The organism is Micromonospora maris AB-18-032 (assembly GCF_000204155.1).
In the GTDB taxonomy this organism is placed as follows: domain Bacteria; phylum Actinomycetota; class Actinomycetes; order Mycobacteriales; family Micromonosporaceae; genus Micromonospora; species Micromonospora gifhornensis.
In genome coordinates this window covers 1574795-1588893 of record NC_015434.1, presented here as the reverse complement: position 1 = coordinate 1588893, position 14099 = coordinate 1574795, and the positions used below count along the sequence as shown (strand labels likewise).

The window sequence follows — 14099 nt, the reverse complement described above, 5'->3', positions numbered from 1 at the left end:
CGCTAACCGCCACGAAAGAGCGACACAAAGTGCAAGATCGCGGCGGAAAGGAGGGGCGGGGGTGGGGAGGGAGGGTTAGAGGCGTTCGAAGCCACGGGTTAGTTCCCAGTCGGTGACGGCGGCGTCGAAGGCGGAGAGTTCTACGCGGGCCATGTTGGCGTAGTGGGCGACCACTTCGGCGCCGAAGGCTTCACGGGCCATGGTGGAGGACTCCCAGAGGGTGAGGGCGTCGCGCAGGGTGCCGGGGACGCGGTCGGCCTCGGCGTCGTCGTACGCGTTGCCGGTGCACTCCGGTGGCAACTCCAGTTCCTGCTCGATGCCGCGTACCGCGCCCGCCACCAGCGCCGCAATCGCCAGGTACGGGTTGACGTCGGCGCCGGGCACCCGGTTCTCCACCCGCATCCCCTGGCCGTGCCCCACCAGGCGCAGCGCGCAGGTGCGATTGTCCGTGCCCCAGCGCAGCGCGGTCGGCGCGAACGAGCCCGGCTGATACCGCTTGTAGGAGTTGATGTTCGGGGCGAAGAGCAGGCTCAGCTCACGCATGGTGGCGAGCAGCCCGGCGAGCACCCGCTGCCCGGTGACGCTCAGGTGTGCCGGGCCGTCGCCGAGCATCGCCGAGCCGCCGGAGGCGTCCCGCAACGAGAAGTGGATGTGGCAGGAGTTGCCCTCCCGGGCGTTCGGCTTGGCCATGAAGGTGATCGACATGCCCTCCTGGGCGGCGATCTCCTTCGCCCCGTTCTTGTAGATCACGTGGTGGTCGGCGCAGGCCACCGCCTCGTCGTACCGGAAGGCGATCTCGTGCTGACCGAGGTTGCACTCCCCCTTCGCGCTCTCCGGGGTCAGCCCCGCGCCGGCCATCTGGTTGCGGATGCGCCGCAGCAGCGGCTCGACCCGGGCGGTACCCAGCAGCGAGTAGTCCACGTTGTACTGGTTGGCCGGGGTCAGGTCGCGGTAGCCACGCGCCAACGCCTGCTCGTACGAGTCCCGGAACAGCACGAACTCCAACTCCGTGCCGGCGTACGCGGTCAGCCCGTGCGCGGCCAGGCGGTCCAGTTGACCGCGCAGGATCTGCCGGGGCGAGGCGACCACCGGACCGCCGCCGTCCGGCCACTCCAGGTCGGCCAGGAGCATGGCGGTGCCCGGCTGCCACGGCACCCGGCGCAACGTGTCGAAATCCGGCTTCATCACGAAGTCGCCGTAGCCGCGTTCCCAGCTCGACATCGCGTACCCGTCGACGGTGTTCATGTCGACGTCCACGGCGAGCAGGTAGTTGCACCCCTCGCTGCCGTGGCCGACCACCTGATCGAGGAAGTACGGCGCATGGAACCGTTTGCCCTGCAACCGGCCCTGCATGTCGACGAGCGCCAACGCCACCGTGTCGATCTCACCCTCGGCGACGGCGACCCGCAGTTGTTCCAGCGTCAGCGGGCCTTTCCTCATCCGCGAGCCTCCATCACCAAGGTCTACCGGCCGCGCCGATGACCGTCAATGGGCCGCTCCGCTCGTACCCCGATCCCCTGCCCTGACAAACCGACAACCGCTCACCTCCGGTCGCGCCGCCGCGCCCAGCCGAGAAAGCGGTCGTACAGATCCGGGGTGTGCTCGGGGTTGAGCTGGGCGAGCTGATCGCGGGCCTGGACCATCAGCCCACCCAGGTAGAGCAGCAACCCGAGCCGGTCCCTGCGGTACTCCATCAGCAGCGCCAGCCGGGCCGGCTGACAGGGCCACTCGGCACCGCAGTTGCGGCACCGCCAGAGCGGACGCATCGCCACATGGGGAATCACCCGCCGCCCCATCAGCGCACCCACCGTCTGCGGCCTGCGGCGTCGCCCCAAACCCCGAGACAAGGTACGGCGAACAGACGCGAACGAACAGACATGTCGACCCCTCTCGGCTCTGGAGGGGGTCACCCCGCCCGGCCGAAGCAGGGCGACCCCGCGCAGGAGCCCACCCCGCCGCCGATCCCGACAGAGCAAGCCCGCTCGACCGACACGCTGCCAACAGTGACGGGATCAGTACACGACGTTCATCTATTCTCGGGGACGTTCAGGACATCCACCCTTGGAGGCGGGATGAACCATGCACTTCAAGCAGCCATGGCCGAGGCAGGCGAAACGGCAGAGAGCTTGGCAGCCCAGACCGGGGTGGACCCCAAGACGGCGGCGCGCTGGATCTCGCCGGGACGAATTCCTCAGCCGCGCCGACGCGCGCAGGTGGCTGCGATCCTGGGACGGGACGTTTCAGCGTTATGGCCCGATGTCCTGAAGCGCCGCGAGCCGCATTGGCTACGGGAGTGGGTCGATTGGGAACGCGAGGCAGTCGCCCTGCGCTGGTTCGAGCACGCATGGATCCCCGGCCTCCTGCAAACCGAGGCGTACGCCCGAGCCACCCTCGCCGGAGAGGTGCTGGCACCGGACGACGTCGACGGACTCGTCGCGTCCCGGCTGGACCGACAATCCATCCTGCGCCGCGATCGGCCCCCGATGCTCGTCGCCACCGTCTTCGAAGGGGTGCTCCACCAGTCGGCCTACGGCAACCGCGATCTGATGCGCGAGCAGCTCACCCACCTGCTCGCGTGCGCGGCGCTTCCTGCGGTGCAGGTGCTCGTCGTACCGAAGGATGTCGGGATGTATCCGGGCCTCGGCGGCGGCTTCATCATCGCCGAGTTGCCCGGCGGCGAGTACGTCGCCCACGCGGACAGCCAAGCGCGGGCAGAGATCGTTACGGGAGCCGAGGAAGTTGCTACCCTCAGTCGAAGGTGGGAGCGCATCAGAGGCGAGTGCCTCTCCCGAGCCCAGTCCCTGGACTTGATCAGGAAAGCGGCAGAGTCATGGACCTGACTGGCGCGCAGTGGCGCAAGAGCACGAAGAGCGGCAACAACGGCGGGTCGTGTGTCGAGGTTGCCGACAATCTGCCGGGGGTCGTGCTGGTCCGGGACACCAAGGACCGGGAGGGCGGCACGCTGCGCCTCACGCCGTCGTCGTGGCAGTCCTTCGTCGACCTCGCCAGGCAGATCGGTCCCGTGGGCTGACCGCTTAACGTCGTACCCGCCCGAACAATGGTGGGCATGTCGCAGCCGACCACGCACCGCCACCATTGCATCGACTACATCGAGTTCACGGTCACCGACCTGGCCGAGGCCAAGCGGTTCTACGCCGAAGCGTTCGGTTGGCAGTTCACCGACTACGGCACGGCGTACGCCGGCATCCGGGGCGGTTCCGGCGCTGAGGTGGGCGGCCTGCGTCAGGAGCAGCAGGCACGCACGGGCGGCGGTCCGTTGGTGCTGCTCTACTCGGCCGATTTGGAGCAGAGCGTCGAGGCGGTCGAGAAGGCCGGTGGCACGGTGGTGGCGGGGCCGTACGAATTCCCCGGTGGTCGTCGCTTCCACTTCACCGATCCGAGCGGGAACGAGCTGGGCGTCTGGGCCGAGGCGTAGCCCTGCGGATGTCGCCGGCGGAACGCTTGCTCCTCACGTGGCGTCAGGTCACATAGTCGGTGGCGTGGATGAGCTCCTGACCGTCGGGCGGGTGGCGCGGTTGACCGGCGTCAGCGTTCGCACCCTGCACCACTATGACGAAGTCGGCCTCCTGGTGCCGTCGGCACGGACCACGTCGGGGCACCGGGCGTACTCCGCCGAGGATGTGGAGCGGCTCCGGGAGGTGCTCGCGTACCGGCGGCTCGGTTTCGGGTTGCGGGAGATCGCCGATCTGGTGGGCGACCCGGCCACCGACGCGGTCGCGCACCTGCGCCGGTTGCGTGGCCTGCTGGTGGACCGGCAGGACCGGGCCGCCGCCATGGTGGCGGCCATCGACCGGGAGTTGGCGGCGCGGGCGATGGGGGTCACGACGCCGCAGGTGCCGCTGAAAGCGTTCGGTGCCCGGTTGTACGACGCCATCGGGTCGGCGTACCCGGCGACGCGGCGCACCGAGCCCCGGATCGCCGCGCGGGTCTGGGCGGCGCTGGGCGACGCACGGACGGTCCTGAACGTCGGGGCGGGCACCGGCTCCTACGAGCCGCCCGACCGCGAGGTCACGGCGGTGGAGCCGTCGGCGGTCATGCGGGCCCAGCGTCCCCCGGGCGCGGCACCGTGCGTGGCCGCCGCTGCGGAAAGCCTGCCGTTCGAGGACCAGTCGTTCGACGCCGCGATGGCCTTCAGCACCATTCACCACTGGCACGACCCGATCGCCGGGCTGCGCGAGATGCGGCGGGTGGCCCGGCGGGTGGTGGTGTTCACCCACGATGCCAGTGACACTGGTTGGCGGCACCGGTTCTGGCTCACCCGCGACTACCTGCCCGAGGTCGTCGACCTGGTGGCCGACCGTCCGTCGGTGGACCAGGTGGCCCGCGCGATCGGGGCCCACATGGAGCCGGTGCTCATTCCGTGGGACTGTGCGGACGGCTTCTTCGAGGCACACTGGCGCCGCCCTGAGGCGTACCTGGACGAACGTGTCCGCGGGGCGGTGTCGGTATGGGCCAGGGTCGGCCCGCAGGCGCAGCGACGGGCGGTAGAGACGCTCCGCGACGACCTCGCGTCCGGCCGGTGGGTCGAGCGCAACCGCGAGATCCTCGCCCTCGACGCGGCGGAACTCGGCCTCCGTCTGCTTGTGGCCTGACCGGCGCTGGTGAGCGGATCAGCGGCCCGGCGGTGGTGCGGGGTTCTCGCTCAGCCGCGCGGTCTGGGTTTCCTGCACGTGGCGGGCGGTCTTCAGGAAGTCGAGGATCGTGGCGAGCTGGTCCCCGCTGTACCCGCCGAGGGCCCGGGCGCCGGCCTCGCCGACGGGTAGGTAGATGTCCTGTTCCACGGCGCGGGCGGTGTCGGTGGCGGTGACCAGGACCCGTCGTCGGTTCTCGGCGTCCCGGGTACGGGCCACCAGGCCGGCGCGTTCCAGCCGGTCGATGACCGTGGTGGTCGCCGCCGGGCTGATCTTGAGGGCGCGGGTGAGTTCCCCTGCGGAGAACGGCCCGTCGTTGGCGAGGACGAGATCCAGCGCCCGCAGGTCGGTGCGGTTGAGCCCGAGCCGAGCGGCGGCGGCCTCGTCGAAGGCGTCGAAGCTCTGCTGAAGCAGCCGTAGCTGCATCGCCACGTCCCGGATGAGGCCATCTTTCGACATTCGAAACCTTCTGCTATCGTAAGATCAGATGATCGAAGCGATCCTAGCCCACGGGGGCGTAGATGACCATGGACGACCGCCAGATCCGCGACCTGTTCGATCGACTCATGCGGGCCTGGACCGACAACGACGCCGCCGCCTACGGGGCCTGCTTCACCGACGACTCCGACTACGTCTCCTACGACGGAACCCGAGCCGTCGGTCGCCACGACATGCAGGATGCCCACGATCGACTGTTCCGCGGCGTGCTCGCCGGGTCCGCACTCGTCGGCGACATCGAGTCGATCCGGTACGTCGTTCCGGGAGTCGCGATCGTCCACGGCACCGCGTCGGTGCTGATGCCCTGGCGCTCCAGGCTGCCCAGGCGACGCCTGTCCCGCCAGACCCTCGTCGCCGTACGCACCGACCAGGGCTGGCGGTTCACCGCACTGCACAACGGACGGGTGCGCCCCGTGCAGATCCCGGCTCCGGACTCGCTGCCCTCCCGCATGTCCCAGGCCATGGGTCACGCAGCCCGCCGCCTCGGCATGGGCCGAGCCGCCGCCCGCATCTGACCGGCACGCCGGTTCATCGGGCGGGCCCGGCCGCCCGCCCGTCCACGCTCACTCGACCACGCTCCCGGCTCAACCACGTGCACCGCATCTCCGTCGCCCGGCCTCGCCGGACAGGCGGTCGCGTCGCCCTGTCAGGGCCGTGGCAGAGCTGCCAGGATTGCGGGCACGAGCCGACTGTGCACTGAGGAGACGACGTGAGCGACTGGAACGACAAGATCATCGCCGAGTTTCGGGCCAACGGCGGGCAGGTGGGCGGCCATTTCGCGGGCCAGCCGCTGCTGTTGTTGCACACGGTCGGCGCCAAGAGCGGCCTGCCGCGCGTGAACCCGGTGATGTACCAGCAGGTGGACGGCGGCTACGCCGTGTTCGCCTCCAAGGCGGGCGCGCCCACCAGTCCCGACTGGTATCACAACCTGCTCGCCCACCCCCGGGTGCAGGCGGAGATCGGCACGGAGACGGTCGAGCTGGTCGCCCGAGTCGCCACCGACGACGAGCGGGATCGGATCTGGAGCGCGCAGAAGGCGGCGTACCCGTTCTTCGCCGACTACGAGCGCAAGACCACCCGTCGGATTCCCGTCGTGGTGCTGGAGCCGGTGCGCTAGGCGTCGCCCGGATCTTCGCCTGCCGGCTGGGCGGCGGGCCTCGGGGCGGACGTGGTCAGGATGACGTGACCACGGAATCCGGGACCGAGGACGATCGCCGCGTGGCCGGCGGGCGGGGCGCCGAGGGCGCTGCTTTCTGCCGCCGGTATCGCAGGAGCGAAGTCCGGCCCGCCGAAGTCCCCGGCGTCCGCGTCACCGTCACCCATGATCACTCCCCTGTCGTCGGCGCCTGCGTACGCCAGGATATCTTGTCTTCCACTATATTAGGGGGATGAGTGCTCGGGCTATGACCGAACCGGCCTTCTTCATCCTCACCGCGCTGCTCGACGCCCCGCGCCACGGCTACGGGATCGTCGCGGAGGTCGCGGACCTGTCCCAGGGGCAGGTGCAGCTGAAGATCGGCTCCCTGTACGGAGTCCTCGATCGACTCGTCGGTGACGGCCTGGTCGAGTTGGACCGCGAGGAGGCGTGGCAGGGGCGATTGCGCCGGTACTACCGGGTGACCGAACAGGGCCGCGCCACCCTCGCCGCGGAGGCGCACCGGCTGGCCGCCAACGCGCGCCTCGCCTCCACCCGGTTGCACGAGCAGCGCAACCCGATCACGGGGACGTCGTCGTGAGTCGCCTGGAGGAGCGCTACCGCCTGCTGTTACGCCTGCTGCCCGCCGCCTACCGGCAGGAGTGGGAAGACGACATGGTCGCCGCCTTCCTGGAGAGCATGGACACCGGCGACCCCGAGACCACCGCGTACCTCGCCGACTACGGCCGGCCGAGCCTGTCGGAGGCCGCCAGCATCGTGGCGCTCGCGGTGCGGCTGCGCCTGCGCGCCGACACGTCACCCCGGTCGCGGGTGTGGGGACACGCGGTGCGGCTGGCGACCCTGATGCTGCTGCTGACCCACGCCGTCATGGTCACCGGCAGCATCGCCGTCACACTGTGGTACGCCGGGAAGCTCGCCTGGCTGCCCGCTCCGGCACCCGAGTTGACGTTCAGCACACCGGCGAGCATCTGGAGTACGACGTGGCACCTTGCCGGCTACGCCTGGTTGCCGGCCTACCTCGCGCTCGTCCTCGGCTACCGACGCGTGGCCCAGGCGGTCGCCCTGATCGCCATCGTGCCCCCCGCGATCACCGTCGCGATGGCACAGGCCGTCGGCGACGTACCGCTGACCGTGTCGCCCTGGGCGATGCGGCTCGTCGACGTCGCTCTGCTCCTCGCCATGGCGGCCTTCCCCCACGGTGCCGCACCCGTGTCACGCCGGCCATGGCTCCTCGCGTTACCGACCGGCATCTTCCTCGTCGCCCTGCCGCTGTTCAGCCTTCAGGCGGTCGAACCGGCGCTGAGACTGCTGGACTGGCCGGGCCTGTTGTGCACGGCGGTCGCTGTGGCCATGGCGGTCCACCTGACCGCTCGCGCCACCGGTCGATCGACGCGCACCCTGCCGTGGTCACTGGCGTTCACGCTGCTCGCCGCAACCGCGCTCGTCCTGCGCGCCGCTACCCTGCCCGACTTCCTCGACCAGGCAGAGCGCACGACGCTCACCACGATCGCGTTCGTTCAGGTCATCGCCGTGCTCGCGGTAGGCGTACCGCTCGCGGTGTCGGCCCTTCGCGCGCTGCGCAACGTTCCCTCGGCCCCCGCCGCCACCCCGAAACCCACCACACCGTCGTAGCAGCCGGTCACGGTCCGAGATTCCGCGCGCCCGGCAAGCGTAAAAATGGCAGAGCCAGCGGTTAGCCTGCCGTCATGGGGAGCGCGGAACTGGATGAGTTGATCGTCGCGGACGCCGATGCGCTGCGCGACTGGTTGTCGGCCCACCACGCCACGTCGGCCGGGGTCTGGCTGGCGCTGACCAGAAAGGGTGGCACCGTCACCACGCTGACCTGGCAGCAGGCGGTCGACGAGGCGCTGTGCTTCGGTTGGATCGACGGGCAGGCCCGCAAACGCGACGAGGAGAGTTCCTGGATCCGGTTGACTCCGCGCCGGTCCCGCAGTTCGTGGTCGCAACGGAACGTGTCCCATGTGGCCCGGCTTGAGGAACAGGGGCGGATGCAGCCGTCCGGCCGCGCCGCGGTGGAGGCCGCGAAGGCGGACGGGCGTTGGGCCGCCGCCTACGCCCCGCCGTCGGAAGCGGAGGTGCCGGCCGATCTGCTCGCCGCCATTGCCGCCAACCCCGCTGCTCAAGCCATGTTCGACGTGCTCACCAAGACCAACCGGTTCGCCCTCATCCACCGTCTCAACGCCGCCAAACGGGCGCAGACCCGCGAGCGGAAGATCGTCGAGTTCGTCGCCATGCTGGCCCGCCACGAGACGGTCTACCCGCAGAAGGCCAGGCCCTCGACGCCGCCGACCGGCTAGTCGGGTCGCGATCCTCGGATGAACTGGTCGACGGCGGCCGGCACGAGACCGTCGACCAGGTGCGGTGGGACCAGGTTGCCGTTGATCAGGGTGGCGATGCCGTGCAGGGTCGCGAACAGCACGATGCCCACCTGCTGCGGGTCGCCGGGGGCGAGTACGCCCTGCTTCTGCCCCTGCACGATCAGATCGTCAAGCAGTCCGAACGCCGCCGCGGCGGCGGCGACGAGCCGGTCGGCGCCTTCGCGGTGCTTGCCGGCGAACATCAGTTCCAGCAGCGCGGCGTCCTCGGTGGCGAACCGCAGATAGGCGGTTGCCACGCCGTGCAGGCGAGGCTCGAACTCCGGCCCGGCGGCGGCGAGCGCCGCGCGCAGTTCCGCGTCCAGGCGGGCGAATCCAGCCTCCGCGAGCGCGTCCAGCAACGCCTGGCGGTCGGGGAAGTGCCGGCGCGGCGCGGCGTGGCTGACCCCGGCCTCCCGCGCCAGCTCGCGCAGGGAGAGCTGCTCCGCGCCGTGTTGGCGCAGGCTGCGCTCGGCGGCGGCGAGCAGTGCCGCACGGAGGTTCCCGTGATGGTACGCGGACATGGGCTCCACTCTAACGGAATGTAGTCGTTGACATCATTGTTGTCAGTGCATACATTGTTTCCCATGACAACATTCACGCCCGGTCAGATCCCTGCCATGAACAACCGGACCGTCGTCATCACCGGCGCGAACAGCGGCATCGGCCGCGCCGCCGCCCGCGCGCTCGCCGCCAAGGGCGCCCGCGTCGTGCTCGCCGTCCGCGACCCCGCCAAGGGGCAGGCCGCCGCCACGACCATGACCGGCAAGGTTCTCGTACGCCGACTCGACCTCGCCGACCTCGCCTCGGTGCGGACGTTCGCCGAGGGGTTCCAGGACCCGATCGACGTGCTGATCAACAACGCCGGCCTGATGGTCCCGCCGCTCGGCCGCACCGCCGACGGCTTCGAACTCCAGTTCGGCACCAACCACCTCGGGCACTTCGCGCTCACCAACCTGCTGCTGCCACGGATCCGGGGCCGGGTGGTCACGGTCTCCTCCAACGGGCACCGGGCCGGCACGATCGACTTCGACGACCTCAACTGGGAGCGCAAGCCCTACCGGGCCTTCCGGGCGTACGCGCAGTCGAAGTTGGCGAACCTGCTCTTCACCGCCGAACTGCAGCGCCGCCTCACCGAGGCCGCCTCACCGGTGCTCGCGGTCGCCGCGCACCCCGGCCTGGCGGCCACCAACCTCATCGGGCACCTCGACGGTGAACCCCTGCGGAGGCGTCTGGTGCACACGGTCGCGGTCAACTTCCTGGCTCAGAGCGAGCAGGACGGTGCGCTACCCACGCTCTACGCGGCGGTGGCCGACATCCCGGGCGGCAGTTACGCCGGCCCCGGCGGCCTGCTGCAAGGACGCGGCGCACCGAAGCTCGTCGGCCGTTCCAAGGCTGCCCGGGACGCTGCCACCGCCCGTCGCCTGTGGCTGGCCTCCGAAGAACTGACCGGCGTACGGTTTCCGCTGCCGGTCACCCCGTCGCGGAGCCGGTGACCCCGGCCGGTGGCCCCGCAATTGCGTTGCCGGGTAGGTCGGCGTACCCCATCCTTGGGTTTGTGACCAGGCCCGATCGCGACGGGCCGACCCGGGCCCTCGGAACGGCCCGGCAGCCGCGGCGGCGCGGGGAACGTCACCTCTCTCTCGGGTACGGCGCTGCGCCCTACCCTGGCTCCGCCCCGCGCCGCCCGGTCCCCAGCAAGCCCGGCCCTCAGTGAGCCCGGCCGTCAGGTCAGCACCAGGCCGGCCACCCAGAGTGCGCCGATCACCACCCCGGCGAGGAACTCGATCAACATGGCCAGGCCGGCGGCGGCGACCGCCTGCTTGGTAGCGGGCCAGGCCAGTCCGGTGTCGCCCAGCCGCAGCCGTTCCATCAGGAAGATGCCGACGACGAACCCGATGATCAGCCCGACGACGGGGATGACGAAGAAGCCGACCAGACCGAGCAACGCCCCGACGAGCAACGTGGCGGTGGGTACGCCGGCCCGTTTGAGGTTGCGGCCGGGCCAGAGGTACTTGACCACGGTGCCGCCCAGGGCAACCACGGTGGCCGCCGCGAGCACCAGCCAGCGGCCGGCGCCGGCCTCACCGAACAACGCCCACACGAGTACGCCGCCCCAGCACAGCGGCAGGGCCGGCAGGCCGGGCACCACCACACCGGCCAGCCCGGCGAGGATGGCCAGCGCGGTGATCACCGAAACCACGGCGCCGGTCTCTGTCAGGCTCACGGCTCCCCATCCGATCGCTTCATCTGTTAAAAGGGGGCCCTTTCTCTACCGCAGGCGTTAATAAGGTGCCCTTCCTTACCCGCCGGCCAGGCGGGTGGAGATTGCTGCGGCGGGCGCTGGTGGGCCGAACAGGCGCCCTTGAGCGGAGTCGCAGCGTAGCGCCCGGAGCCGCTCGGCCTGCGGCTCGGTCTCCACCGCCTCGGCGGTCACCCACAGTTCCAGAGCGTGGGCCAACCGCACCAGCGCGTCGACGATCCGCTCGTCGCGGTGGTCGGCGGCATCCGGCTCGTCGCCCCGGATGCCCTCGACGAACGGCGCGGCCAGCTTCAGGCAGGTGATCGGCAGCCGACGCAGGTACGCCAGGTTCGAGTAGCCGGTGCCGAAGTCGTCGACGGCCAGCCGGACCCCGAGCTCGGCCAGCCGGTACAGCGTCCGCAGCGGCTCACCGCCGGAGCCCATCACGGCGCTCTCGGTCAACTCCAGTTGCAGCAGTTCCGCCGGCAGTCCACTGCTGGACAGGGCATCGGCCACGGTGTCCACGATCACCGGAGCGTCGGCCTGCCGGGCGGCCAGGTTGACGCTGACCACCAGCCGCGCCTCGGGGAAGTCGACGTGCCACCGACGGGCGTCCCGACAGGCCTGCCGCAACACCCACTCGCCGAGCCGGACGATCAGACCGGTCTCCTCGGCCAACCCGATGAACCGGTCCGGACCGATCAACCCCAGCTCCGGATGCTGCCAGCGGACCAGCGCCTCGACCGCCAGCATCCGACCGTCCAACAGCGACACGATCGGCTGGTAGTGCAGCACGAACTCGTCCCGGTCCAACGCCACCGGCAGTCCGGCGAGCAGGGTCGACCGGGCGATGTCCCGGGCGCTGCGCTCCGGGTCGTACACCGCCCACCGGCCCCGGCCCTCGGCCTTGGCCCAGTACAGCGTGGTGTCGGCGGCCTTCATCAGCTCGGCGGCGCTGGTGCCGACGAGGTCGGAGGCGACGATGCCGACGCTGGCCGAGACCATCAGCTGGTGGTCGTCGATGAAGACCGGGGCGGACACGGCGGTCAGCGCCAGTTCGGCCACCGCGATCATGTTGTCGACCCCGGCGTCGCCGTCGACCAGGATGACGAACTCGTCGCCGCCCATCCGGGCCACCAGGTAGCCGTACTCGGCCACGCAGCCGGCCAGCCGCCGGGCGATCGTCATGAGTAGCCGGTCACCGACGTCGTGCCCGAGGCTGTCGTTGATCGCCTTGAAGCCGTCGAGGTCGAGGAAGCAGACTCCGACCCGGCCCGAGGCGCTGAGCAGGCGGCTCAGCGTCTCGAAGAACAGCGTGCGGTTGGGCAGTTCGGTAAGCGGGTCGTGCAGCGCCTGGAAGCGCAACCGACGCTGGAGTTCGTACCGTTGCGTGATGTCCTCGGCAACGGCGATGGTGAACCGGGGCCGGCCGTCGTCGTGCCGGATCAACGAGACTGCCAGGTCCGTCCAGACGGAGGTGCCGTCCTTGCGGTAGTACCGCTTCTCGACCCGTGCGGATTCGTGTTTGCCCTCGATCAGTTCCCCGTACAGCTCCCACATGCCGGGTGCGTCGTCGTGGTGGAACAGGGCCGTCACGTTGAGCTGGCGCATCTCCTCGATGGAGTAGCCGAGCATGTCGGCGAAGGGCTGGTTGACGTCGATGATCTGCCCGTCGACGTCGGCGATGCCGATGCCGATCGCCGCGCCCCGGAAGACCGCCCGGAACCTGGCCTCGCTGTCGCGCAACGCCCGCTCGACATCGTCGCGGGCCTGCCACGCCGACCGTGCAATCCGCTCCTGCTGGGCGAAGGTGCGATCACGCAGCGCGCGGGCGAACCCGGCCGCGAGCGCGCCCTGCGCCACCGCGATCCGGTCGTCGAGCCCGGTCGACCCGCCCAGTACCTGGTCGGGCAACCGGTCGGCGAGCGAGCGCACCGACCACTCGATCATGTCCGGTTCGGTCAGGTGCGCCTCGACCAGGGCCTGACCGACCTCCGCCGCCACCGGGGCCACCTCGTCGGCGTGCAGCAGCGCCTCGGCCAGCCGCAGGGTGTACGACAACAGCAGCCGCTCGGTGTCGGCCGCGCTCATCGGTACGAAGCCGAGCCGGCGTACCGCCTGCGCCCACTCGGTCGCGTAGTTGTGCGCGCCGGCCGGATCGACGGCACGCCCTCCGGGGGCACCGACGGCCGACATCAGGTCACCCCGCTACGTCGTCGTTGCGAGCCACCGCGCCGAAGGCACCGAAGCGTTGCGCGTCGGCGGCCACGTCGGACGGCGAGTCCGGACGCCACAGCTCCATGTGCACCACGCCCGGTTCGAGGATCGTCCAGTCGCCGAAGAACGAGGTGATCTCGGCCCGCGACCGGAGCGTGATCTCGGTGCTGGTACGCGCCGAGAGCCGCTGCGCGTCAAGCATCTCCTGCGGCTGGTCCTCGAAGGTGGAGTGCGAGATCACCAGGTGGCTGCCGGGTGCGGCGGCGGCCCGCAGGGTGGCCAGGATGTCGCCGGGCCGGTCGGCGTCGGGTACGAAGTGGACCACGCCGGCCAGCAGGATGCCCAGTGGCCGGTCGAAGTCGAGCAGGTGCAACGCCCGGGTCTCGGCGAGAATCCGCTGCGGGTCGCGCAGGTCGGCGTGGATGACGCCGGTCGACTCGTTGCCGGCCAGCAGTTGCCGACTGTGCGCCACCGCCACCGGGTCGATGTCGACGTAGACCACCCGGGCCTGCGGGTTGGCGGCCTGGGCGACCTCGTGCACGTTGCCGACGGTGGGGATGCCCGAGCCGATGTCGAGGAACTGGTCGATGCCGGCGTCGAGCAGCACGCGTACGGCCCGGCGCAGGAACTCCCGACCCGCCCGCATGGTCGCCGGCAGGTTCGGCGTCATCGCCGCGATCTGGTCGGCCAACTGCCGGTCGACCTCGAAGTTGTGGGCACCGCCCAGGAAATAGTCGTACACCCGGGCCGCGCTGGGCCGGGAAAGGTCGATCTCGATGGGTGCTCCGTCCGGCTGCTGCACTGGTTACCCCAAGTCGTCGCGACGGATCAAGTAACGCTGCCTACTCTAGGCCCGCGCGCCACACCCTGGGAGATCCACAACCGCCTTTGTCCGGCGACCGTGCCGGCGCGCCCGGTCAGGCAGCGCCGGCCCGGCGATCAAGCAGCCTCGACCCGGC

18 protein-coding genes are annotated in these 14099 nt (G+C 70.5%); 10 read left to right on the top strand and 8 right to left on the bottom strand.

Annotated features, from left to right (window positions below):
* Window positions 1-75 precede the first annotated feature (75 nt).
* Both VAB18032_RS07340 and VAB18032_RS07335 read right to left on the bottom strand, forming a co-directional pair.
* On the bottom strand, window positions 76-1440 hold the full coding sequence (locus VAB18032_RS07340) for a glutamine synthetase family protein (RefSeq protein WP_013732158.1): 1365 nt from the start codon (window positions 1438-1440) through the stop codon (window positions 76-78).
* 101 nt (window positions 1441-1541) lie between these two features.
* On the bottom strand, window positions 1542-1796 hold the full coding sequence (locus VAB18032_RS07335) for a hypothetical protein (protein ID WP_043719971.1): 255 nt from the start codon (window positions 1794-1796) through the stop codon (window positions 1542-1544).
* Window positions 1797-2072: 276 nt separating this feature from the next.
* On the opposite strand from VAB18032_RS07335, the gene VAB18032_RS07330 reads away from it, so the two are divergent.
* The 4 genes from VAB18032_RS07330 to VAB18032_RS07315 all read left to right on the top strand — a co-directional run bounded on the left by VAB18032_RS07330 (window position 2073) and on the right by VAB18032_RS07315 (window position 4613).
* Complete coding sequence (locus VAB18032_RS07330) at window positions 2073-2840, top strand: DUF5753 domain-containing protein (RefSeq protein WP_043719968.1); 768 nt, start codon at window positions 2073-2075, stop codon at window positions 2838-2840.
* Window positions 2831-3031, top strand: a complete 201-nt coding sequence (locus tag VAB18032_RS07325; protein ID WP_013732155.1) for a DUF397 domain-containing protein — start codon at window positions 2831-2833, stop codon at window positions 3029-3031. The genes VAB18032_RS07330 and VAB18032_RS07325 overlap by 10 nt, the downstream gene beginning before the upstream one ends.
* A 36-nt stretch (window positions 3032-3067) precedes the next feature.
* Complete coding sequence (locus tag VAB18032_RS07320; RefSeq protein ID WP_013732154.1) at window positions 3068-3436, top strand: VOC family protein; 369 nt, start codon at window positions 3068-3070, stop codon at window positions 3434-3436.
* A 64-nt stretch (window positions 3437-3500) separates the two neighbouring features.
* Window positions 3501-4613, top strand: a complete 1113-nt coding sequence (locus VAB18032_RS07315; protein WP_013732153.1) for a MerR family transcriptional regulator — start codon at window positions 3501-3503, stop codon at window positions 4611-4613.
* An 18-nt stretch (window positions 4614-4631) separates the two neighbouring features.
* On the opposite strand, the gene VAB18032_RS07310 is transcribed toward VAB18032_RS07315, so the two are convergent.
* The gene (locus VAB18032_RS07310; RefSeq protein WP_013732152.1) at window positions 4632-5111 is read right to left on the bottom strand and encodes a MarR family transcriptional regulator; all 480 of its coding nucleotides are present in this window, start codon (window positions 5109-5111) and stop codon (window positions 4632-4634) included.
* Window positions 5112-5173: 62 nt separating this feature from the next.
* On the opposite strand from VAB18032_RS07310, the gene VAB18032_RS07305 reads away from it, so the two are divergent.
* On the top strand, window positions 5174-5665 hold the full coding sequence (locus VAB18032_RS07305; protein WP_043719965.1) for an SgcJ/EcaC family oxidoreductase: 492 nt from the start codon (window positions 5174-5176) through the stop codon (window positions 5663-5665).
* A 194-nt stretch (window positions 5666-5859) separates the two neighbouring features.
* Window positions 5860-6267, top strand: a complete 408-nt coding sequence (locus tag VAB18032_RS07300; protein WP_013732150.1) for a nitroreductase family deazaflavin-dependent oxidoreductase — start codon at window positions 5860-5862, stop codon at window positions 6265-6267.
* On the opposite strand, the gene VAB18032_RS07295 is transcribed toward VAB18032_RS07300, so the two are convergent.
* Complete coding sequence (locus tag VAB18032_RS07295; protein WP_148272214.1) at window positions 6264-6473, bottom strand: hypothetical protein; 210 nt, start codon at window positions 6471-6473, stop codon at window positions 6264-6266. The two genes, VAB18032_RS07300 and VAB18032_RS07295, sit on opposite strands and share 4 nt — an antisense overlap.
* 65 nt (window positions 6474-6538) lie before the next feature.
* On the opposite strand from VAB18032_RS07295, the gene VAB18032_RS07290 reads away from it, so the two are divergent.
* The 3 genes from VAB18032_RS07290 (at window position 6539) to VAB18032_RS07280 (ending at window position 8624) form a co-directional block, all read left to right on the top strand.
* Complete coding sequence (locus VAB18032_RS07290; protein WP_232510701.1) at window positions 6539-6886, top strand: PadR family transcriptional regulator; 348 nt, start codon at window positions 6539-6541, stop codon at window positions 6884-6886.
* On the top strand, window positions 6883-7938 hold the full coding sequence (locus VAB18032_RS07285) for a hypothetical protein (RefSeq protein WP_013732147.1): 1056 nt from the start codon (window positions 6883-6885) through the stop codon (window positions 7936-7938). The genes VAB18032_RS07290 and VAB18032_RS07285 overlap by 4 nt, the downstream gene beginning before the upstream one ends.
* A 74-nt stretch (window positions 7939-8012) precedes the next feature.
* Window positions 8013-8624, top strand: coding sequence for a YdeI/OmpD-associated family protein (locus VAB18032_RS07280; RefSeq protein ID WP_013732146.1), 612 nt, complete (start codon window positions 8013-8015; stop codon window positions 8622-8624).
* On the opposite strand, the gene VAB18032_RS07275 is transcribed toward VAB18032_RS07280, so the two are convergent.
* Entirely contained in the window at window positions 8621-9205 is a 585-nt protein-coding gene (locus tag VAB18032_RS07275; protein ID WP_013732145.1) for a TetR/AcrR family transcriptional regulator, read from the bottom strand. The genes VAB18032_RS07280 and VAB18032_RS07275 overlap by 4 nt on opposite strands.
* A 63-nt stretch (window positions 9206-9268) precedes the next feature.
* Here VAB18032_RS07275 and VAB18032_RS07270 point away from each other — a divergent pair, with 63 nt between their 5' ends.
* Window positions 9269-10177 (top strand): oxidoreductase, encoded by a 909-nt coding sequence (locus tag VAB18032_RS07270; protein ID WP_043719960.1) that lies wholly within the window; start codon window positions 9269-9271, stop codon window positions 10175-10177.
* A gap of 230 nt (window positions 10178-10407) precedes the next feature.
* On the opposite strand, the gene VAB18032_RS07265 is transcribed toward VAB18032_RS07270, so the two are convergent.
* The 3 genes from VAB18032_RS07265 to VAB18032_RS07255 all read right to left on the bottom strand — a co-directional run bounded on the left by VAB18032_RS07265 (window position 10408) and on the right by VAB18032_RS07255 (window position 13942).
* Entirely contained in the window at window positions 10408-10908 is a 501-nt protein-coding gene (locus tag VAB18032_RS07265; RefSeq protein ID WP_013732143.1) for a DUF456 domain-containing protein, read from the bottom strand.
* Between the two features lie 75 nt (window positions 10909-10983).
* Complete coding sequence (locus VAB18032_RS07260; protein ID WP_013732142.1) at window positions 10984-13119, bottom strand: putative bifunctional diguanylate cyclase/phosphodiesterase; 2136 nt, start codon at window positions 13117-13119, stop codon at window positions 10984-10986.
* Between the two features lie 4 nt (window positions 13120-13123).
* Window positions 13124-13942, bottom strand: a complete 819-nt coding sequence (locus VAB18032_RS07255) for an SAM-dependent methyltransferase (RefSeq protein WP_013732141.1) — start codon at window positions 13940-13942, stop codon at window positions 13124-13126.
* Between the last annotated feature and the right edge of the window lie 157 nt (window positions 13943-14099).